The 20,086-nt window shown below is 74.5% G+C and carries 22 protein-coding genes; 13 read left to right on the top strand and 9 right to left on the bottom strand.

The window, feature by feature from the left end; genetic code table 11:
- Positions 1-63 precede the first annotated feature (63 nt).
- The 4 genes from EV284_RS00770 to EV284_RS00755 all read left to right on the top strand — a co-directional run bounded on the left by EV284_RS00770 (position 64) and on the right by EV284_RS00755 (position 4,020).
- Entirely contained in the window at positions 64-591 is a 528-nt protein-coding gene (locus EV284_RS00770) for an NUDIX hydrolase family protein (RefSeq protein ID WP_165425462.1), read from the top strand.
- Positions 592-938: 347 nt separating this feature from the next.
- Positions 939-1,865 (top strand): universal stress protein, encoded by a 927-nt coding sequence (locus tag EV284_RS00765; protein ID WP_130329230.1) that lies wholly within the window; start codon positions 939-941, stop codon positions 1,863-1,865.
- A gap of 17 nt (positions 1,866-1,882) precedes the next feature.
- Positions 1,883-2,740: a universal stress protein gene (locus EV284_RS00760; protein ID WP_130329228.1), complete on the top strand. Its 858-nt coding sequence runs from the start codon at positions 1,883-1,885 to the stop codon at positions 2,738-2,740.
- Between the two features lie 212 nt (positions 2,741-2,952).
- Positions 2,953-4,020 (top strand): alcohol dehydrogenase catalytic domain-containing protein, encoded by a 1,068-nt coding sequence (locus EV284_RS00755; protein ID WP_130329226.1) that lies wholly within the window; start codon positions 2,953-2,955, stop codon positions 4,018-4,020.
- A 110-nt stretch (positions 4,021-4,130) separates the two neighbouring features.
- On the opposite strand, the gene EV284_RS00750 is transcribed toward EV284_RS00755, so the two are convergent.
- The gene (locus tag EV284_RS00750) at positions 4,131-4,394 is read right to left on the bottom strand and encodes a hypothetical protein (protein WP_130329224.1); all 264 of its coding nucleotides are present in this window, start codon (positions 4,392-4,394) and stop codon (positions 4,131-4,133) included.
- A 166-nt stretch (positions 4,395-4,560) separates the two neighbouring features.
- Positions 4,561-5,025 (bottom strand): hypothetical protein, encoded by a 465-nt coding sequence (locus EV284_RS00745; RefSeq protein WP_130329222.1) that lies wholly within the window; start codon positions 5,023-5,025, stop codon positions 4,561-4,563.
- A 136-nt stretch (positions 5,026-5,161) separates the two neighbouring features.
- Between EV284_RS00745 and EV284_RS00740 the strand changes: the two genes are divergently transcribed.
- Together EV284_RS00740 and EV284_RS00735 are read left to right on the top strand one after the other, a co-directional pair.
- Complete coding sequence (locus tag EV284_RS00740; RefSeq protein ID WP_130329220.1) at positions 5,162-6,085, top strand: LLM class F420-dependent oxidoreductase; 924 nt, start codon at positions 5,162-5,164, stop codon at positions 6,083-6,085.
- Between the two features lie 50 nt (positions 6,086-6,135).
- Positions 6,136-6,960 carry a DUF1684 domain-containing protein gene (locus EV284_RS00735; protein ID WP_130329218.1) on the top strand — a complete coding sequence of 275 codons (825 nt, stop codon included), beginning with the start codon at positions 6,136-6,138 and terminating at the stop codon, positions 6,958-6,960.
- Between the two features lie 24 nt (positions 6,961-6,984).
- On the opposite strand, the gene EV284_RS00730 is transcribed toward EV284_RS00735, so the two are convergent.
- Positions 6,985-7,935, bottom strand: coding sequence for a 2-hydroxyacid dehydrogenase (locus tag EV284_RS00730; RefSeq protein ID WP_130329216.1), 951 nt, complete (start codon positions 7,933-7,935; stop codon positions 6,985-6,987).
- 74 nt (positions 7,936-8,009) lie between these two features.
- On the opposite strand from EV284_RS00730, the gene EV284_RS00725 reads away from it, so the two are divergent.
- The 3 genes from EV284_RS00725 to EV284_RS00715 all read left to right on the top strand — a co-directional run bounded on the left by EV284_RS00725 (position 8,010) and on the right by EV284_RS00715 (position 10,798).
- Positions 8,010-9,338, top strand: a complete 1,329-nt coding sequence (locus tag EV284_RS00725) for an MFS transporter (protein WP_130329214.1) — start codon at positions 8,010-8,012, stop codon at positions 9,336-9,338.
- 97 nt (positions 9,339-9,435) lie between these two features.
- On the top strand, positions 9,436-10,197 hold the full coding sequence (locus EV284_RS00720; RefSeq protein ID WP_242625485.1) for an IclR family transcriptional regulator: 762 nt from the start codon (positions 9,436-9,438) through the stop codon (positions 10,195-10,197).
- 295 nt (positions 10,198-10,492) lie between these two features.
- Positions 10,493-10,798 (top strand): antibiotic biosynthesis monooxygenase, encoded by a 306-nt coding sequence (locus EV284_RS00715; protein ID WP_130329212.1) that lies wholly within the window; start codon positions 10,493-10,495, stop codon positions 10,796-10,798.
- Positions 10,799-10,854: 56 nt separating this feature from the next.
- On the opposite strand, the gene EV284_RS00710 is transcribed toward EV284_RS00715, so the two are convergent.
- From EV284_RS00710 to EV284_RS00685, 6 genes are all read right to left on the bottom strand, one after another.
- Positions 10,855-11,142, bottom strand: a complete 288-nt coding sequence (locus tag EV284_RS00710; RefSeq protein ID WP_207228881.1) for a hypothetical protein — start codon at positions 11,140-11,142, stop codon at positions 10,855-10,857.
- Between the two features lie 23 nt (positions 11,143-11,165).
- On the bottom strand, positions 11,166-11,486 hold the full coding sequence (locus EV284_RS00705; RefSeq protein ID WP_207228880.1) for a hypothetical protein: 321 nt from the start codon (positions 11,484-11,486) through the stop codon (positions 11,166-11,168).
- A 187-nt stretch (positions 11,487-11,673) separates the two neighbouring features.
- Positions 11,674-12,861, bottom strand: a complete 1,188-nt coding sequence (locus tag EV284_RS00700; protein ID WP_207228879.1) for a PP2C family protein-serine/threonine phosphatase — start codon at positions 12,859-12,861, stop codon at positions 11,674-11,676.
- Between the two features lie 75 nt (positions 12,862-12,936).
- On the bottom strand, positions 12,937-13,266 hold the full coding sequence (locus tag EV284_RS00695) for a DUF3040 domain-containing protein (protein ID WP_130329210.1): 330 nt from the start codon (positions 13,264-13,266) through the stop codon (positions 12,937-12,939).
- Between the two features lie 113 nt (positions 13,267-13,379).
- Positions 13,380-13,781: a hypothetical protein gene (locus tag EV284_RS00690; RefSeq protein WP_130329208.1), complete on the bottom strand. Its 402-nt coding sequence runs from the start codon at positions 13,779-13,781 to the stop codon at positions 13,380-13,382.
- A 363-nt stretch (positions 13,782-14,144) separates the two neighbouring features.
- Positions 14,145-14,882 carry an SDR family oxidoreductase gene (locus EV284_RS00685; RefSeq protein WP_130329206.1) on the bottom strand — a complete coding sequence of 246 codons (738 nt, stop codon included), beginning with the start codon at positions 14,880-14,882 and terminating at the stop codon, positions 14,145-14,147.
- A gap of 93 nt (positions 14,883-14,975) precedes the next feature.
- Here EV284_RS00685 and EV284_RS00680 point away from each other — a divergent pair, with 93 nt between their 5' ends.
- The 4 genes from EV284_RS00680 to EV284_RS00665 all read left to right on the top strand — a co-directional run bounded on the left by EV284_RS00680 (position 14,976) and on the right by EV284_RS00665 (position 19,995).
- The gene (locus EV284_RS00680; protein ID WP_130329204.1) at positions 14,976-15,839 is read left to right on the top strand and encodes a LysR family transcriptional regulator; all 864 of its coding nucleotides are present in this window, start codon (positions 14,976-14,978) and stop codon (positions 15,837-15,839) included.
- 18 nt (positions 15,840-15,857) lie between these two features.
- The gene (locus EV284_RS00675; protein ID WP_278045799.1) at positions 15,858-16,121 is read left to right on the top strand and encodes a DUF3253 domain-containing protein; all 264 of its coding nucleotides are present in this window, start codon (positions 15,858-15,860) and stop codon (positions 16,119-16,121) included.
- A gap of 61 nt (positions 16,122-16,182) precedes the next feature.
- Entirely contained in the window at positions 16,183-17,883 is a 1,701-nt protein-coding gene (locus tag EV284_RS00670; RefSeq protein WP_130329202.1) for a trypsin-like peptidase domain-containing protein, read from the top strand.
- A 3-nt stretch (positions 17,884-17,886) separates the two neighbouring features.
- Entirely contained in the window at positions 17,887-19,995 is a 2,109-nt protein-coding gene (locus EV284_RS00665; protein ID WP_130329200.1) for a tetratricopeptide repeat protein, read from the top strand.
- The last annotated feature ends 91 nt before the right edge of the window (positions 19,996-20,086 follow it).

The following is a 20,086-nucleotide window of genomic DNA, read 5'->3' as shown; positions in this document are numbered from 1 at the left end:
TCCGAGCCCGCCCGCGCCCGCGGCGGGTACCCACCCGGAAAGTATGATCAAGCAATGTCTGACATGACCGAGACCACGCCCGGCTGGCTGACCACGGACGAGCTGGAGATGGCCAGGGCCCGGATGCCGATCCTGTACGTCGAGGCCGTGCCCGTGCGGGTGGACGACAGCGGTGAAGTCACCAGTATCGGGCTGCTGTTGCGCATCGGCCCGGACGGCACGGTCAGCCGCACCCTGGTCTCCGGCCGCGTCCTGCACCACGAGCGGGTGCGCGACGCGCTGCTGCGGCACCTGGAGAAGGACCTCGGCCCGGTCGCGCTGCCCCGCGTCCCCGTCTCCACCCAGCCGTTCACGGTCGCGGAGTACTTCCCCACGGCCGGCGTCACCCCGTACCACGACCCGCGCCAGCACGCGGTGTCGCTGGCCTACATCGTGCCGGTGAGCGGCGACTGCCGTCCCCGGCAGGACGCGCTGGACCTGGTCTGGTTCACCCCGCAGGAGGCCGCCTCGGCTGCCCTGCACGGCGAGATGCCCGGCGGCCACGGCGCCCTGCTGAAGCAGGCGCTGGCCCACGTGGGCATCGTCTTCTAGCGGCGGCCCGGCCGGGCGCCGAAGGGTCCCCGGCCGGGGCCGAACGGCCCGTGGCGTATCGGGCGGGATCGGTACGGCCCTTGGGGCGGACGCCTCGAAGGGAGCCGGTGCGACCGTCTTCTCGCAGAGGTGGAGCCGCTTGCTTCTCTCAGCGGTAGAGCCGCTTGCCGGTCTCCCGGTTGGTCAGGCCGTCCCCGATCAGGGCGAGGACATCCCGAGGTCCCCCGGAGGGACCTGTGGCCGTGGCCCGCAGGGCCGGTTGCGGTCAGGCTGGTGGGTGGGCCCCGTACGGCCCCCCGAAGGGCCGGGCCGGGAGAGCCCCGCAAGGAGCCAGGGAGGTGCAGGCGATGCCCCGAACCGTGACCGCGGGACTGGACGGCTCCGCCGAGAGCCGGGCCGCCGTCGAATGGGCGGCCCGCGAGGCGGTGCTGCGCGGGCTGCCGCTGCGGCTCGTGCAGGTGTGGGAGCCGCTGCCGGACCCGCTGGCGCAGGCCCCGCTGCTGGGTGCCGAGGCGGAGCAGGACTGGATCGAGCGGGCCCCGGACGAGAGCGCGGAGGGGCTGCGGCTGCGCCATCCCGGCCTGGAGGTGATCCCCGAACGGCGCACCGGCGACCCGGTGGACGTGCTGTGCGAGGCCGCCGGGACCGGTGAGCTGCTGGCGCTCGGCTCGCGCGGCCTGGGTGGGCTGCACGGGTTCGTGGTGGGCTCGGTCGGCCTGGCGGTCTCCGGCCACGCCGACTGCCCGGTGGTGCTGGTCCGGGCGGGTGAGCAGGCCGCCGACGAGCACCGGGCGGACCCCGCGGGCATCCCTTCGGCCGCGACCTCGTTCCGGCCGGTGGTGCTGGGCCTGGACATCACCGCGCCCGACGCGGCCCTGCTGGAGTTCGCCTTCGGCACGGCCGCGCTGCGCGGCGCCCCGCTGCGGGTGGTGTACGCCTGGGCGCCGCAGCCCACGCCCTCGTACGGCAGTCCGGGTTACGCCTACGAGGCGGAGGCGCCCCCGGTCGCCGAGGAGGCGCTGGAGCCGCGCAACGCGTTCATGCTCGGCCGGGCGGTCGAGCCCTGGCGGAAGTCGTTCCCGGACGTCGACGTGACCGAGGCGGCGGTGGAGGGCAGCGCCGGGTCGGTGCTGGTGGACGCCTCCCGCGACGCCTGCCTGGTCGTGGTCGGGCGCCGGGTGCGCACGGGCCGGCTCGGCACCCGCCTCGGACATGTCGCGCACGCCGTGCTGCACCACTCCCCCGCCCCCGTCGCCGTCGTCCCGCACGCCTGACCGAAGTGGAGAACCCGATGGACGAGCCGATCGTGGTCGGTGTGGACGGTTCCGCGCCCAGCCTGCGCGCCGTGGACTGGGGCGTGGAGGAGGCCGCCCTGCGCGGGGCGCCGCTGCGCCTGGTGTACGCCTCGCTCTGGGAGCGCTACGAGGGCGAGCTGATCGCCCAGGAGCTGAACCGCCCCGTCGAGGAGGTCATGGCGCGGGACGTGGTGGGCACCGCCGAGGCGCGGGCCCGGTCGCGCCGCCCCGGCGTGGAGGTGACGACGGACGTACTGGCCGGCGAACCGGAGTACGCCCTCGTCCGGGAGAGCCGTACCGCCCGCGCGGTGGTGCTGGGCAGCCGGGGCCGCAGCGGATTCACCGAGGCGCTGCTGGGTTCGGTCAGTCTGACGGTCGCCGGGCACGCGCACTGCCCGGTGTTCGTGCTGCGCGACGGCCCGGAGGACGAGGTGGGCGCCGGTTCACCGCGGATCGTGCTGGCGGTCGGCGACAAGCCCCGGGACGCGACCGCCGTCCGGTTCGCGGTCCAGGAGGCCGAGCTGCGCGGGCTTCCGCTGGAGGCGGTACGCGCCTGGCGGCGACCCTCGGGCCCCTTCACCGGCCACGACGCGGGCGAGGGCGACCCGGAGGAGGCCGCGCGGGAGGTGGTGGCCGAGGCTCTGCGGGACGTGCCGGAGGGGGTGGCGACGGTCGTCCGTACCCCGGAGGGACCCACCAGGGACGCCCTGGTCGAGGCCGCGCGGGGCGCCACCCTCCTGGTGGTCGGCGGCCATCCCCGGCGCGGTGGCTTCGGCCTCCAGCTCGGCCGGGTCGCTCACGGCGTGCTCCACCGCGCCCCGTGCCCGGTCGCGGTGGTACCGGAACCGGCGTAACCGCCCGTCAGCCGTCGGGCCCGCAGGGCGCCGTACCGGGCAGGGGCGACCCGCCCCGCCCTGGGTACCCGTGCGGTCCGGCCCCCGGACGTGGGCCGGGCGGCCCATGCGCGAAGGCGCCGGGGCGGCGAAGCTGGAAGCAGGGGCCGGTTCCTGACCGTGACGGCAGGCGCGGGGCCAGCAGCGGGCCGGCCGAGGAGATGAGGAGCGTCATGAAGGGCTTCGTCTTTCACGGACCGGGCCAGGCGTCCTGGGAGGACCTACCGGATCCCGGCATCAAGGAACCGACCGACGTGATCGTCAAGGTCGGCATGGTGTCCATCTGCGGAACCGACCTGCACATCCTCAGGGGCGACGTGCCCGAGGTGCCGCCCGGCACCGTGCTGGGTCACGAGGCGGTCGGCGAGATCGTCGACGTGGGCAGCGACGTGCGCACGGTCCGGCCGGGTGACCGGGTGCTGGTCTCCTGCATCACGTCGTGCGGCCGGTGCCGCTTCTGCCGGGAGGGCCGGTACGGGCAGTGCCTCGGCGGGGGCGGCTGGACCCTCGGCCACCTCGTGGACGGCACGCAGGCCGAGTACGTCCGGGTCCCGTTCGCCGACCTCTCCGTGCACCCGCTGCCGGCCGCCGTGCCGAGCGAGGTCGCGGTGCTGCTGGCGGACATCTTCCCGACCGCGTACGAGGTGGGCGTGCTCAACGGCCAGGTCCGGGCGGGCGACACGGTGGTGATCGTGGGCGCGGGGCCCATCGGGCTGGCGGCCGTGGTCGCGGCCCGGCTGTACGCCCCGGAGCGGATCATCGTGGTGGACCTGGCCCGGGCCCGGCTGCAGGCGGCCCGGCGGCTGGGCGCGGACGTCGTCGCCTTCGCCGGGGAGGACCCCCGGGCGCTGGTGGACGACCTCACGGGCGGCCTCGGCGCGGACGTGGCCGTGGAGGCGGTCGGCCTGCCGGACAGCTTCGAGCTCTGCACCCAGGTGGTGCGGCCCTGCGGGCACGTGGCCAACGTCGGCGTCCACGGTTCCCCGGCGATGCTGCACCTGGAGAACCTGTGGATCAGGGACGTCACCATCACGACGGGCCTGGTGGACACGTACTCCACCCCCACCCTGCTGCGGATGGCGGCCGCGGGCCGGCTGCCGACGGCGGAGCTGGTCACGCACACCTTCCCGCTGAACCACATGGCGGAGGCGTACGAGGTGTTCGCCCACGCCGCCGAGACCGGCGCGTTGAAGGTGGTGCTGGGCGCGGACCGGCACGAGGTGGCCGTGCCGATGTCGTGAACGACCCCCTCGGTCGTCCGGCGGGGCGCCGTCCCGGCATCGGTCGTGGAGGCGGCGGCGCGGTGCCGGTGCGGGTCGGTGCCGCTGCCCGAGGGGGCGTGGGCCGGGGGTCAGGTGCGCCAGACGGTGACCAGGGCGGCCACGAGGGTGACCAGGGCGGAGAAGGCCACCATCACGGTGCGGAGGCGGGCGGCGAGGTGCGGGGCCCGGTCGGGCGGGGGCTGGGCGGGCTCGTCGGCCGGCAGGAGCAGCCGGCACCAGGGGCACTCGTCGTCGGGCCGGTGCGGCGGCAGCCAGTGGACCACGCCGCGCGGGGGTGGGCGGCGGTTGCCGCGCGCGTCCCTGTCGTCCCTGTCGTCCCGGTCGTCTCTCATGTCACTCCGTGAGCGCGGTGGCGACCGCGTCATGGTTGCGAAACCTTGGGCCTTTGGCTCACCTAACAGCGAGGCCCTGGGGAGAGGTTGCGGGTCATGCCTGCCGCACGGCCGTTCTGCACATGCGCGAACGACCGGACACGGCCGGCACGGGACGTGACGCGCGTCAGCGGCGGCCGTCGCCCGCCACGACCCCGTAGGTGACGGCGCCGAAGACCAGGTGGGGCACCAGGTCGGACACCCAGTCCGTGGGGGACCACGTCCGGGGGTCGGTGACACCGAGCCGCGTCATGGAGGCGTCCGTGGCCGCCATGGCGAGGACGCCGGTCGCCAGGCTGCCCAGCCACCACGGCACCCGGGCACCGGCGCGGTGCGCCAGGGAGACGACCACGCCGGTCGCGACGCCCACGCCGATGCCGCTCAGCGCCCCGAGCGCGGACAGCCGGTTCGACCGCTGCTCCCCGGTCCCGCCCACGTGCAGGCCCACGTCCTCGGCGAGCCTGTCGGCGGCCTCTGCGGGCACGTCACTGGCGGACCTGCCCCGCAGGGCCATGTCGGCGTAGGTGGTGGCGTTGAGGGCGGTGGTCCCGGCGGCGCCCGCCGCGCCGCCGCGCAGGATGCTGTGAATCATGCGCCCCCGAGTTCCCTGAACCCCCTCGGCGAACCGTGCCGCACCGCCGTACGGGTGACGGGCCTCCACACACCCGCAAAGAACCTGTCACACAAGGACCGGAATGCGGCCTCGGGGGCGGGCCGTTCTCCTTGTCATGACTGTTGGAGTAGCGCTCAACACGCTTGGCGCCGTGAACCAGGTCGACGCCTCCGTGCTCCAGGCCCGCGAGGCCGCGGCGGCGGGAGTGCGGTCCGCCTGGTTCGGACAGACCTTCGGCGCGGACTCGCCCCAGCTCGCCGCGATCGTCGGCCGCGAGGTGCCCGGTCTCCAGGTGGGCACCTCCGCGATCCCGGTCTTCGGCCGCCACCCCCTGCTCGTCTCCAGCCAGGCCCAGACCGCCCAGGCGGCCACCCACGGCCGCTACCACCTGGGCCTGGCGCTCGGCACCAAGCTGCTGACCGAGGGCGGCTTCGGTCTGCCCTTCGAACGGCCCATCGCGCGGCTGCGCGAGTTCCTCACCGCGCTGCGCCAGCTCACCGAGCACGGCGAGGCCGACTTCCACGGCGAACTGCTCACCGCCGTCACCCCGGTCCCGGCCCGCGTCCCGGGCGCCGAGGACGGCGTGCCCGTACTGGTCGCCGCGATGGGACCGCAGGCACTCCGGGTCAGCGGCGAACTCGCCGACGGCATCCTGCCGTACCTGGCCGGGCCTCGGGCGCTGGAGCGGGACATCGTCCCGGCGGTGAACGCGGCCGCCGAGGCCGCCGGACGGCCCGCGCCCCGGATCGTGGCCCTGGTGCCCGGCGTGGTCACCGACGACGTGGACGCCGTGCGGGAGACCGCGACCGAGCAGCTCGCCTTCTACGAGCAGATCCCGTCCTACGCGAGGGTACTGGAACTCTCCGGCGCCCGCCGGGCCGCCGACCTGGCGGTGATCGGTGACGAGAAGACGGTCGCCGCCGAGGTGCGCCGCTACCGCGACGCGGGGGCGACGGAGGTGGTCCTGACCGGTACCGAGCTCGCCGGAGACGCGTCCCGGCTGCGCACCTACGCCCTCCTCGGCGAACTGGCCGACTGACACCCCCTCAAGGCACGACGGCCCTCAGGCACGACGACGAAGGAGCACCGATGACCACCCGAGCCGCCGAGACGGACCTCCACGCCTTCACCGAGTCCTGGCTGGACTGGTACCGGGCGCACGAGGAGAACCTCGCCGACCCGCACGGCTTCCTCGCCGTGACCAGCCTGAACTGGCTGGACGAGCACCCCCGGCGCTTCCCCGACGCCCCCGGCGCCTGGCGCACCGGTCCCGAGGGCGTCACGGTGACCCTGGACGAGGGTGAGGAACTCACCCTGGCCGGAGTACCGGTGCGCGGTGAGCACCACTTCGGCGTGCTCCCCGAACGCGGCGGCGTCGAGGCGGTGTGGGGGGACGCGGTGATCGAGGTGGCCAGGCGCGGCGGCCACGACATCGTCCGGCCCCGGCACCCGGACGCTCCGCTGCGCACCGCCTTCGCGGGCACGCCGTCCTACGCGCCGGACCCGCGCTGGGTGGTGACGGGCCGCTACGAGCCCTTCCCCGAGCCCCGCCCGACCACCGTGGGCGCGGCCGTGGAGGACCTGCGGCACGTGTACGACGCGCCCGGCCGGATCACCTTCGAGCTGGAGGGCCGCCCGCTGGCCCTGACCGCGTTCCCCGGCAAGGGCCCCGGCGGCCTGATGGTGCTGTTCACCGACGAGACCTCCGGCCGCACCACGTACGCCGCGAACCGGGTGCTCTCCCTGGCCCCGCCCGCCGCCGACGGCACGGTGGTGCTGGACTTCAACCGGGCGGCGAACCTGCCCTGTGCCTACACCGACCTCGCCACCTGCCCGCTGCCCCCGGCGGAGAACCGGCTGCCGGTGGCGATCGAGGCGGGGCTGAGGATTCCCCGCGAGCGGGGCGGGGCCTGACGACACGTCGGGGCCGTCAGGAGCTCAGTCGCGCGGGAAGAGGTGGTGCAGCGGCTCCCCGGCGGCGAACCGGCGTACCTGCTCGACGACGAGGCGTTCCGCGCGCGGCCGGAACGTGGCCGAGCCGCCCGCGACGTGCGGGGTGATCAGCACCCCGGGCGCGTGCCGCAGCGGGTGGCCGGCGGGCAGCGGCTCGGGGTCGGTGACGTCCAGGGCGGCCCGCAGCCTGCCCGACCGGGTCTCGGCGAGCAGCGCGCCGGTGTCCAGCGTGCGGCCCCGGCCGACGTTGACGACCAGCGCGCCGTCGGGCAGCGCGGCGAGCTCCTCGGCGCCGAACATGCCGACGGTGTGCGGGTTCTCGGGCAGGACGAGCACCACGATGTCCGTCTCCGGCAGCAGCGCGGGCAGGTCGGCCACCGCGTGGACGCCCTCCTTCGGCCGGGCCCGCCGCGCCACCCGGACGACGTCCGCCTCGCAGGCGAGCAGCCGCCGCTCCAGCGCGGCGCCGATGGAGCCGTAGCCGACGATGGTGACGCGGGCGTCGGCGAGGGAGCGGGTGAAGTGCGGCTCCCAGCGTCCGGCGCCCTGGTCGGCGACCCACCGCGGCAGGTCCCGCTGGGCGGCGAGGATCAGCCCGAGGGCGTGCTCGGCGGTGGAGGCGTCGTGCAGGCCGCGCCCGTTGTGCAGGGTGACCCCGGCGGGCATGAGCGGGAGAAGCTTCTCGACCCCGGCGCTGAGTGACTGAACCGCGCGCAGGCCGGTCAGCTTCGGCAGCAGGCGCACGGCGTCCGGCACGGCGTAGGGCATCACCCACAGGCCGACGCGGGCGAGCGCGTCGCCGGCCGGCTCGCCGCCGGGGGTGACGCCGTCCCACACCTGGACCTCGACACCCTCGGGCCAGGGGCCGTGCTGCCGGTCCAGACCGGCCCAGGGCAGCAGGACGCCGGTCGCGGTGTGGTGCGGATCTCTGGTCATCGGACCCTCCGTCTCGTACGGTGCTTTCCGTCCAGTGAAACACTTTCCACCACACGGAAAACAGGGGGTCCGGGATGACAGCGACGTCACCCGCCACCGACACCACAGCGGCGGCACCCACGCAGACAGGCTTCTGGCGGTCCTCCCGCGCCCGGTATCTGATGCCGGTCGCGTTCGTCACGTACTCGCTCGCCTATCTCGACAAGTCCAACTACGCGATCGCCTCGGCCGGCGGCATGGCCGAGGACCTGAGACTGTCGGCGGGGGCGGACTCCCTGATCGCCGCCTCGTTCTTCCTCGGCTACTTCTTCTTCCAGATCCCCGGCACGATCTACGCCGAACAGCGCAGCGCCCGCCGCCTGGTGGCCTGGTCGACCGTGGCCTGGGGGCTGCTCGCCGTGCTCCAGGGCATGCTCAGCAGCCCCGCCCAGCTCATCGCGGTGCGCTTCGCGCTCGGCGTGGTGGAGGGCGCGGTGCTGCCGTCGATGGTGATGCTGCTCGGCCGGTGGTTCACGCGCGGCGAGCGCGGGCGCGCCAACACCTTCCTCATCCTGGGCAACCCGGTCACGGTGATGTGGCTGTCGGCGGTCTCCGGCTGGCTGGTGTCGGCCTCCGACTGGCGGGTGATGTTCGTCGCCGAAGGCGTGCCGTCGGTGCTGTGGGGGGTGTGCTGCCTCTGGCTCGTCAAGGACCACCCGGAACAGGCCCGCAACCTCCCCGAGCCCGAACTCGCGCTGCTCAAGGCTGACTTGGCGGCGGAGAAGGCCGCCGCGCCGCCGGTGACCGGCACCCTGCGCGAGCGGTACGGCCGGGTGCTGCGCTCCCCCGCCGTGCTCACCATGGCCGCGCAGTATTTCTTCTGGTCCTTCGGCATGTACGGCTTCGTCTTCTGGCTCCCGGCCATCATCAAGAAGGGCTCCGGCGAGGGCATCGGCGCCACCGGCGCGCTCACCGCGATCCCGTACGCGTGCGCGGCCGTGGCGATGCTGGTCAACTCCCGCCTCTCCGACCGCAGCGGGCGCCGGCGGGCGGCCGTCTGGCCCTGGCTGGCCTGCGGCGGTCTCGCCCTGCTCGGCTCGTACGCGGCCGGTGACGACTTCCCGCTCGCCCTCACCCTGCTGGTCGTGGCCGGCGTGTGCCTGTACGCGCCGTACGGCCCGTACTTCGCGCTCGTCACCACCCTCGCGCCGCCGGGGATCGCGGGCGCGGCCGTCGCGCTGGTCAACTCCTTCGGCGCGCTCGGCTCGTTCGCCGGGACCTACCTGGTCGGCTGGGTGCGCGGCACCGAGCTGGGCGACGCGGGCGCCTTCGGCCTGATGGCGGTGTGCACCCTGGTCGCCGCCGCGCTGACCCTGGCGGCACCCGAGCCCGCGAGGAGCGCCGGACCGGTCCCGGTACGGTGACCGTCGAGGCGGCGGCCGCCCCGGCATGCCCGGGAACGGCCGCCGCACCCCCTCCCCGGCCACGACAAGCGGCGGCGAACGACGAAAGGCGCGCACGGTGACGACACCATCCGGCGACGACATGCTGGGCCGGGGGCTGCGGCTGCTCACCGTACTGGCCGAGCACCCCGCCGGCCTCGGCGTCAGCGCCGCCGCCCGCGCGGCGAAGCTGCCGGTGAGCAGCGCCCACCGCATCCTCGGCCGCCTGGTCGAGGAACGGTTCGCGACGTACGACGAGGAGGCCCGGCGGTACGCGCTGGGCTCCCGCGTGCTGGAACTGTCCCGCGGCTTCCAGCGCTCCCCGGCGGGCTACTCGGCGGCGGCCGCGCCGATGCGCAGGCTCGGCGCGCGCACCGGACTGCCGGTCATCGCGGGCATCCTGAACGACAGCGAGGTACTGCTCGTCCTCTCCGTGCAGGGCACCCAGCATCTCCAGCTGCGCAACGCCGAGGGCACCCGGAACCCCTGGCACGCCACCTCGCTGGGCAAGGCGCTGGCCGCCTGGCTGCCCGAGGCGGAACGCGAACGCCTGCTCACCGGCCCGCTCCCGGCGGTGACTCCCCGCACGATCACCGATCCCGCCGTGCTGCGCGAGGAGTTGGCGCTCGTGCGGGAGCGGGGCTGGGCGGAGGTCGACGAGGAGAACGAGATCGGCGTCCGTTCGATCGCGGTGGCACTGCCCGACGCCCCGGAGGGCACCCCGCCACTGGCGCTGTCCCTGGCGGCGACGGTCATCCTGACGGACGCGGACCAACTCCGCGCACACGCACCCGCGTTGCGGGAGTGCGCGGAGGAGGTCGCGGCGCGCATGTCGCCCTGACGGGTCCCGGACCGTGCGTGATCACGGTTCACGAGCCGGGGAGATCCCCTGGCGGCCGACCGGGCGGCGAGCGAGTGCGCACCGGCATGGCCGTGACGAGGTGTCGGGGACCGCGCACGGCGACCGGGACCCGGCGGCCTTCCCTGCGGAGCGTCCCGGTGGTTCGACCTGCCAGCGGGAGGCGAATGCACGCGAAGGCGTGGCATTCCAGCCATAATGAGCGCGTTCCAGCCCAAACCGGTCACGGACGCGCGCGGGCGCTCACCGGCGGCCGAGCACCGATAGGAGTCCCCTCATGGCAGACGTCAAGGTCGGGCTGTACGTGCGCATGGAGGCCAGGCCCGGCAAGGAGGACGAGGTCGCCGACTTCCTCCGCGGCGGCCTTGACCTCGTGCGGGAGGAACCCGACACCGTGGCGTGGTTCGCCGTGCGGCTGAGCGCGACCACCTTCGCGATCTTCGACGCCTTCCCCACCGACTCCGCACGTCAGACCCATCTCAGCGGCCGGCTGGGCAGCGCCCTGATGGAACGAGCCAGCGATCTGTTCTCAGAGCCGCCTTCTGTCGAGCGACTCGACGTCCTCGCCCACAAACTCCCCTGAGGACCGGCCGCGGCGGGGCGGTCCTCAGGGCGGCGACGGGAATGCGACGACAGGACCTAGCAGAACCAGCCGTCCTGGACCCAGCCCCGGCGGTTGATGTCGCCGTAGGCGAAGCCGTACGCCCAGCCGGACCGCTTGCTCTCCACCAGGAACGTCTGTCCCTTGTAGAGCGTGCCCATCCAGGCGCCCACCGGCTCGGTCCGCACGAACAGGTCCTGCGCGCAGACGGTCTCGCGGGTGCCGACGGTGCCGTCGGCGGCCCGCGCGGGTCCGGAACCCAGCAGCAGGACGGCGCCGACGGCGGCCGCGAACGCCGCGAAGCGGACGGTACGGGGTGTGGACATGCCTTTGCCTCCCGGGTCCCGGCTCACCATGAGCCGTAGCCGCCGATGCATTCGTCGCGCACATAGCCCCAGTCGTTGGGGCCGAAGTCGAAGGTGGCGGCCCAGCCGTTGTAGACGGGGTGCGCGCCTCGGGTGTGACCGACCTTGTCGCCGTAGTACAGCGTGCGGACCAGGCCGGTGGGGCCGGAGGAGCTGTTGTAGTTGGCGTAGAAGCTGGCGCTCTGGCAGATGATCACCGCATGGTCCGGGACGACGGCCGCCTGGGCCGGGGCCGGCATCTGGAGCAGCGCGGCGGTGGCCAGCGCGGGGGCGGCGAGAGCGAGGGCTCGTCGGAGCAGGGGCACGGCGCATCGACTCCTCGTGGGGGAGGTGTGGGTTGACGCGGGTAGACCGTAGCGTGAATTGACATGCCCGCAACAGGGTGCACGGAGGTGGGTCAACGCCCGGCGTCAGCCAGAGCCAGCCCGTTCCCCACGGCACAGGCGCTGCCCGCGCACCCCGTACCCGCGCCTCCGTCCTGACCGAGGAGGGTCAGAGGTGCGCGCCACCGCCGGGGTTGGGGCCGTACCAGTCCAGGCAGAGCACGGTGGCGTCGTCGTCGACGCGGTCGCCGCAGGCCGCGACGACCGCGGCGACCATGGTGCGCACGACCTCGCGTGGGTGCTCCGTGGCGGTGGCGCGCAGCAGCCCGGGGAGGTCCACGGACTCCGCCCGGCGTTCCTGCATGCCGTCGGTGTAGAGCAGCAGGCGGTCGCCGGGCCGCAGGTCGAGGTCCTGCACCTCGTACGGGCCCCGCTGTCCGGCCACGCCGAAGGGCAGGTTGATGTCCAGCGGGATCTGTTCGACCACGCCGTCGCGCAGCCGCAGCGGCCAGAGGTGTCCGGCGTTGACGAACTGGGCGCTGCTCCCGTCGAGGGCGATGCGCAGCAGTTGGCCGGTGGCGAAGGTGCGCCGCCCGTGGTCGAGCAGGGCCTGGTGGACGTGGTGGGCCTGCTCCCCGAGAGCGGCCCCGGCCCGGCGGGCGCCGCGCGAGGCGTTGACCAGCAGGGTGGCCATGAGGGCGGCGTCGACGTCGTGGCCCATCGCGTCCGTGATGGACAGGTGCAGGGTGTCGTGGTCGAGGGCGTAGTCGTAGGTGTCACCGGCGCTGCTGTCCGCCAGGACCAGGGCACCGGCGAGGGCGAACTCGGCTGCCTCGCAGGAGGGGGCGGAGGGCAGGAGCTGACGCTGGATCTCCGCGGCGAGGCTCACCGGGGTGGTGCGCTGCCCCCAGTGGTAGAGGTCGGTGAAGCGGCGGTCGGTGACCACGATGTACGCCAGGGCGTGCGCGGCCTCCTCGACCTGCTCCAGCACCTCTTCGGTGACCTCGGGCAGCCACAGTTCGAGCACCCCGATGGTGTCGCCGCGGTTGGTGACCGGGGCGAGGACGCGCTGCCCCTCGCCGCCGTCCGCCGCCCGCACCAGCTTCTGGGTGCGCAGGACCTCGTCGTAGATGCTGCCGGCCAGCGGGATGTGGTCGGCGCGGCGCCCCTCCTGGGCGGACGTCCCCTCGGTGACCCGCACCACGCGGCGCCCGACGACGTCGACGAACAGGAACGAGACGTACTGCGCGCCGAACCGCTCGCGCAGGATGCCTGCGACCACGTCGAGTGAGGCCACCGGTGCAGCGGCCTCCGCCGCCTCCAGCACCTCGGCCAGTCCGATCCTGTCGCGCCTCACATGAGCCTCCCTTGGTCGACCATTCTCCTTCCCGTCGGCCGGACCGGCACACGAGCATGGCCCATGTGGGCCCCCTCACTCGACGGCCGGCGGTGTCGACCGCACACCCCGGCTCCAGCGCAGCGTCAGCCGGATCAGCCCCGCCAGCGTGAGCAGCCAGGTACCCGCGAAGACCCAGAGCAGGGCGGGGTGCGCGTAGGCGACCGCCACGGCGAGCAGGGTGAGCGAGACCGCGGCGAAGGCGATCACGGCGGTGGTGAGCGCGCGCGACCGCCGCCCGGCCGGGACGGCGAGCGGGGCACGCATCTCCTGGAGCCGCCGGACGAGCGCCGGATCGCGGCCGAGCGTGCGTTCCATCTCGGCCAGTACACGCCTCTCGCGCGAAGACAGCCGGACGTCCTTCATGGCGAGCACCTCCTGCCGGGAGCCGTCACCTGTGCTTCCGCCCCCGGCGCACCCCCGGATGCGGCGAGGGGGCCGCGCCCGTCGGACGCGGCCCCCTGGTCGGTACGGCCCTGCTAGTCGAGCAGCGTGACCGAGTAGTCCAGCGTGGTCCCGGTGACGGAGTACGTCGCCGTCTGGCCGTTGTCGCAGTACGACACGTACCGGTTGCCGTAGTTCTTGGTGCCGGCGACGGCGTCGACGTACGGGCGCAGGTCGGTGCCCTCGGGGAACGAGGTGGTCGTCAGGTCGATGGTCCGGGTCTGGTTCACGGGGTACGCGTCCGTCGACGGCGACTGCTCGCCGGTGCGGGTGGTCGCGGCCCAGGAGAGCACGAACCCCGAGTTGTTCACCACCGCGACCTTCTGGACACAGGACTCCGCCTGCGCGGGCGCGGCCTGCGCGGTCACCGCCGGAACGGCGGCGAGCGCGACGGCGCCCATCAGCGGCAGCGCGGTCCCGAAGAGCTTGCGGTTCATCGTTCGACTCCCTCTCGTAGAACGTCAAGTCCCTTGTCTTGTAAGGGACTTGGGATGCGGCACGAGTACCCGGAGAAGGTCCGCGGCCACTGCCGTCCTCCGGCCGGCGCAGCGATTCGGCCACGCGTTCGGATCGGCGGGAGAGGACGGGGCGCACCGGCCCGTGAGACACGTGTCAGGGCTGCTGACCGCCCGTGCGGTCGCGTCCTCCGCCGGGGCCGAGGGCGCGCCACGGGCTGTCCGTGTCATGACGCCGTGCGAGGCAGGGGCGGATACGGAATGGCCGAATCCGAGGGCGGTCGGGGCCGCCGGGTGCACCCGAGCGGGAGTGAGCCACCACGCTGGGCGGGTTGGGGCCTCGGGTCACCAGGGGACGACGCCCGCGTCCTCGAAGAACGACCCGCTCGGCCCGTCGTCGGGCAGGGTGGCGAGCCGGATCGCCGTGGCCGCGCCCTGCTCGGGAGTGCGCGAGCCCGCGTGGCCGTTGAAGTCGGTGGCCACGAGGCCGGGGCACATGGCGTTGATCAGGACGCCGGTACCGGCGAGTTGCCGGGCGTACTGCACGGTCATGCCGTTGAGGAACGTCTTCGACGGGGCGTACGCCGCCATGACCGGCCCGACCTCGATGTCCGGGTCCGCCTGCCGGGTCAGGGAGCCGACGGAACTGGAGACGTTGACGACGCGCGGCGCGGACGAGCGGCGCAGCAGGGGCAGCATCGCGTTGGTGACCCGGACGACGCCGAGGACGTTGGTGTCCACGACGGTGCGGATCTGGTCGAGGTCGATCGTGGTCGGGTCCTGGGTCCAGTCCGGTCCCATGTCGCCGGAGATGCCCGCGTTGTTGACCAGGACGTCCAGGCCTCCCGCCTGCCGCTCGATCAGCGCCGCCGCCTCGGCCACGCTCCGGTCGTCGGTCACGTCCAGCGGCACCCCGAAGGCGTCCACCCCGGCGGCGCGCAGCTTCTCCACGGCCGCCTCGCGCCGCGCGTCGTCGCGGGCGCCGACGCCCACCCGGAAGCCGAGGCCGCCGAGGCCGGCCGCGATCTCGTACCCGATTCCCTTGTTCGCGCCGGTGACCAGCGCGGTCTTCGCTTCGCTCATGTACCGATGCTCGCTCGCCGGGCGGGGGTGGTGCCAACACCGACTCGGTGACCTGTGATACCCGGTGGGTATCACCGGGGCTACGCTCAGGACATGGAGGCATTGGAGACGCGTGAACTGCGGTACTTCGTGGCCGTCGCGGAGGAGCTGCACTTCGGCCGCGCCGCGGAGCGGCTCGGCATGGCCCAGCCGCCGCTGTCGCGGGCGATCCAGCGGCTGGAGCGGCGCCTCGGGGTGCTGCTGCTGGCCCGCGACCGGCGGGGCGTCTCCCTGACCGGCGCCGGTGAGGTGCTGCTGCACGAGGGCCGGGTGGCGCTCGACGCGGCCACCGCCGCCGCCCGCCGCACCCGCCGCGCGGGCGACGCGGACGGTGCGGGCGGCGCCCGTGACCGCCTGGTGCTGGCCGTGAAGGCCGCGGCCTCCCACGACCTGCTGCAGAAGCTCCTCGCCGCCTACGCGGCCGAGCCCGGCGCCGCCGAGATCGAGGTGCTGCCCAGCGGGATGTGCGAGCAGGAGGAGATGCTGCGCGACGGCCGCGCCGACGTGGCGCTGATGCACGCCCCCTTCAACTCCCTCGCCGGGTTCGACCACGAGGAGCTGATGAGCGAGGGCCAGATCGCCGTGCTGCCCGCCGGGCACCCGCTCGCCGCCCGCGACACCCTCACCCTGGCCGACATCACCGGTGTGCCCGGCCTGCCGCACGCCCGCTGGCCCCGCGACGGCTCGTATCCGCCGGGGCCGGGCCCCGAGATCCACGACCAGACCCAGTTGGCCCAACTGATCGCGCTGGGCCGCACGATGGCCGTCTTCCCGGAGTCCGCCCGCGCCTGGCTGTGGTCCGAGCACGCCGCCGTACCCCTCACCGACGCGCCCCCGGTCGTCACCCACATCGCGTGGCCCGCGCACAGCCGCTCGGCCGCCCTGGCCGGTCTGGTCCGTACGGCGATCCGGCTCTGACGGTGCCAGACTGGTCGGGTGACGGACCCGGACCAGCGGCTCGAGCAGACCATCATGCGCCTGCTGGAACAGCGTGCGGACACGTCCTCGATCTGCCCCTCCGACGCGGCCCGCGCGGCCTACGAGGGTGACGACGACGGCTGGCGGGACCTGATGGAACCGGCCCGCCGGGCGGCCTGGCGGCTGGTCGCGGCCGGCGAGGTCGAGGTGACCCGGGCCGGGCGGCCGGTCGAGGAGTCCGAGGCGCGCGGACCCGTCCGCATCCGCCGCGCACGCCGGTAGCGCGCCCCCTCCTCCCGACGGCCCGGGGTCAAACTCCCGCCGGTTGCCATACCGTTGGCGCATGGCGCTGCATCACCACAGTGACCGGCCGTGGCGTGTGCGAGTGGACGACGAGGAGCGCACGCCCTGTGGCGCCGGCGTGCTGCTGGACGACCGGCACGTGCTGACCTGCGCCCATGTGGTGCGCGACGCCGGGGCGGCACCCGGCGGCACCACGTCCCGCCTGCGGATCACCAGCGTGGCGTGCCGCCCGGAGTGGAGCCGTACCGCGCACGTGGCGCCGGGCACCTGGGTGCACGAGGAGGGCACGCAGCGCGGGGACGTGGCCCTGCTCGTACTCGACGAGCCGGCCGGGTGCGGCATCCGGACCAGGCTGTGGAAGGCGCCCATCTCCGGCGGCACGGTCCAGGTGTACGGCTTCCCGCGGCACGCGCGGTACGGCATGGGCGCCGACGCCCGGCTGGCGGGGTCGGGGCACCGGCAGGGCGAGTGGGGCCTGCTGAGCCGGATGCGCGAGGGCGTTCCGTGGATCGAGCCGGGGTATTCGGGCGCCGGTGCGATGGCGGTGGGCGGGGAGTTCGACGGCCATGTGATCGGCATCGTGGTGGCCGACTACGTCAACGGCGACGAGAAGGCGGCATGGATGCTGCCGACCGAGACGATTCTCCGGTACCTCCCCGCGATCGAGGAATTCACCGGCGGCGACCGCAACGACGAACTGGGTCCCGCACGCGGCGAGTTGCCCGCGGACGTACTCGGCGACCCGCTGCGGCTCGCACTGACCCAGGAGCTCACCCGGCTGCTCGACAGCGGCTGGTCGGGCACCGCCGTCGTCGGCACCGGCGGCACGACCGCCGTGGGCGACTCCTGGCTCGTCCGGCTGGTGCGCACGGCCGACCCGGCGGCCCGCGTCGGTGTCACGGACGCCGAACTGACCGGCTCCCCCGGCGACACGGTCCTCGGGCTCGGCACCATCGACGCGGCCTACGACGCCCGCGGCAGGTCGGTCGGCGACTTCGCCGGCTACCTCACCCGCCGCTTCGGGCTCCCCGGCGGCGACCCGCACGAGGTACGGGGGCAGCTGCTGCGCCGCAGGCCACCGGCGTGCCTGGTGGTGGGCGGCGTCGACCGGGCCCAGGACCCCGAGGCCCTCATGGACCGGTTGCTGGGGCGGCTGGCCGCCCGCGCCCGCCCGCGCGGCCTCCGCCTCGTCCTCGGCTTCGAGGGCACACCCCCGCCCGGCCTGGCCTACGACGTCTCCCTGGACCCCGAACCGCTGCGCGGAGACCCCGCTCGCAGTGTGAGCGCGGCCGAGGTCCAGGCGGCCGTCGGCCGGCTCGCCGCCCAGGAGGAGGCCGCCTCGGCGCTCCAGCTGGACTGGGGATTGAGGTTCTTCGCCCCGCCCCGGCTGCCGCCGCTGGTCGCGCCCCGTCTACGGGTCCGGCTGGCCGTGGCCCGGGCGACCGAGCTCAACCCCGAACTCGGCGCGATCCTCGACCGGGCCGCCGACGCCCGCGCCGCCCTGACCCGGTTCGAGCACGGCCTGCGCCGCATGGTCACGGCCCACGAGGACCTCACCGTCTCCCTGGAACTGCACCGCGTCCGGGCCGCCCGGCACTTCGGCGACGAGGACCGCCCGCTCGCCGAGCGCCACGCCCCGGCCGCCCGCGCCCTCCAGACCGAGCCGATCGACCTGGCGGCCGCCCGCGAACTGGTGCGGCGCTACGCCGACGAGGTGAACCGCCGGTTCGAGGAGAGGTGACGGGTGACGACGAGCCGCCGACAGTGCAACCGCCCCGACTGCGGGCGCGGCGCCATCGACGAACAGGGGTTCTGCGACCGGTGCGACCGGCTGCCCCTGCCGGCTGACGGCACGGTGCCCGAGCCCCCGGCGCGGACCGGCGCGGGCGCGGGCGTGGCGCAGGTCCGCCCGGACCCCTGGTACGGCCTCGGCCTGGTCGACCCCGTCCAGGCACCCGAGGCGCTCGCGCCCCCGGACGTGCCGTTGGAGCCGGTGGCCGAGCAGCACCGCTTCTGCCCCAACCCGGTGTGCGGGCAGCCGGTCGGCCGCGGCCATGACGGCGGGCCGGGCCGGACCGCCGGGTTCTGCCCGCAGTGCGGCACGGGCTTCGACTTCACCCAGCCGGGCGGCTTCACCATCGCCGACCGCTACGAGGTGCGGCGCACCCTCGGTTCGGGGGCGTACGGCGCCGCCTACCTCGCCCACGACCGCAACCTGGCGACCGACGTCGTCCTCAAGGCGCTGCACAAGTCGGTGGCCAAGACCGCGCTGCACGAGCGGGACATCCTGGTCGAGCTGCGGCACGACAGCATCGTCCGCATCCTCGGCTACGAGGCCGAAGGCCCGCACCTGGTCCTCGAGTACGTCCCGGGCGAACCGCTCGCGGCCCGCCCGGGTGACCGTCTCGAAACCCTGCTGGCGCACGGCGTGCGCGTCCTCCAGGCGCTCGACTACCTGCACGCTCGCGGCCTGTTGCACTGTGACGTCAAACCGCTGAACATCATCCGCTTCCGCGAGGAGAACCCGGCGGGCGCGCTCGACCGGGTGCGGCTCATCGACTTCGGCGCGGTGCGCAGCCAGACCACGGACACCGGCCCGGTGGTGGCGTTCACCAGGGCGTACGCTCCCCCGGAGTCCGACCCCGAGCATCAGCGCCCGACTCCGGGCTTCGACCTCTACGGACTCGGCATGACCCTCCGCGAGGTCTGCCGCTCCTACGGGACCGACCGCTCCGCTCCCGGCGTCGACTCCCTCCATCTGCTGCTGGAGCGCGCCACCCACCCCGAGCCGTGGCGGCGGTTCGGATCGGCCCGCCAGTTCGCGGAGCAGCTCAGCGGTGTCGTACGGCAAGTGGTGGCCGCCCCTCCCACCTGCCGCCAAGTCACGCGGCTCTCGGCCCTGTTCGGCCCCGCACCCGAGCCCCTGCACGGCGGCCTGGGCACCGCCCGCCCCCTCGCCCACTGGGCCGAGGCGCGGCCGGACCGGGAGGCGCTGCTGGAGATGGCCGCCCCGTTCCGCACACCGGACCCCCGCGATGTGGCGGCCGCCCTCCCGGCCCCGCTGTCCGACCCCGACGACCCGGACGCCGGAGGCGCGCTCACCGAGAGCCGGCTGGCCCTGCGCCGCAGGGACGCCGAGGGCGCGGCCGAGCGGCTCGCGGCGGCGGGCCTGCCCGACTGGCACTGGCTCACCGGCTGGTACCGCGGCCTGATCGCCCTGGCCGACGGGGACCCGCGGCGGGCCGCCGTCGCCTTCACCGAGGTGCGCAGGGCGCTGCCGGGTGAGCTGATACCGGGCCTCGCCCTCGGCCTGTGCGCCGAACTCCGCGGCGACCGCACCGCGGCCCGGTCGCACTACGGCACCGTCTTCGACACCTCCCCCGCCCTCGGCGCGGCCGGGTTCGGGCTGGCCCGCGTACTGCTGCTGGCCGGTGAGCGCGCCAAGGCGGTCGAGGTCGCCGAGAAGCTGGCCGGGGAGTTCCGCTACGAGCGGGAGGCGCGCGTGGCCGCCGTGCGGCTGCGCGTCATGGTCCGCCCGGACCTTCCGCCTCCCACCGAGGACGACGTGGAACGGGCCCGGGCGGCACTGCCCGGCCTCGACGTGACCGACGCGGCGGCCGCCGCGCTCCGCGCCGAGATCCAGTACGCGGAGTTCCTGCGCACCCGCGACCGGCTGGAGCTGTCCGGCGCCGTCCGCGCCCTCGGCCCGCACGCCCCCGCCGAACGTGAGTACGTCGCCCTGGTGGATCTGGCGAACAAGCTCCGCCCTGGACTGAGTTGGGGGTGGTGGGGAAAGCGCGACAGATCGGGTCACACCCGTTCCGGAGCCGCACCCGGACCGTTAAGCTTGTAAGACGTTCCGTCGATGACGGGAGCACGCTCCGCAACGAAGCGCAGCGACAGATCGGGTGGTGCCGGTGGGGGACAGGACACCCTTGGGGCTC

This window comes from Streptomyces sp. BK022 (genome assembly GCF_004217355.1).
In the GTDB taxonomy this organism is placed as follows: domain Bacteria; phylum Actinomycetota; class Actinomycetes; order Streptomycetales; family Streptomycetaceae; genus Streptomyces; species Streptomyces griseoluteus.
Note: the sequence above shows the minus strand (reverse complement) of the source record. Positions and strands in the feature narration are given on the sequence as shown.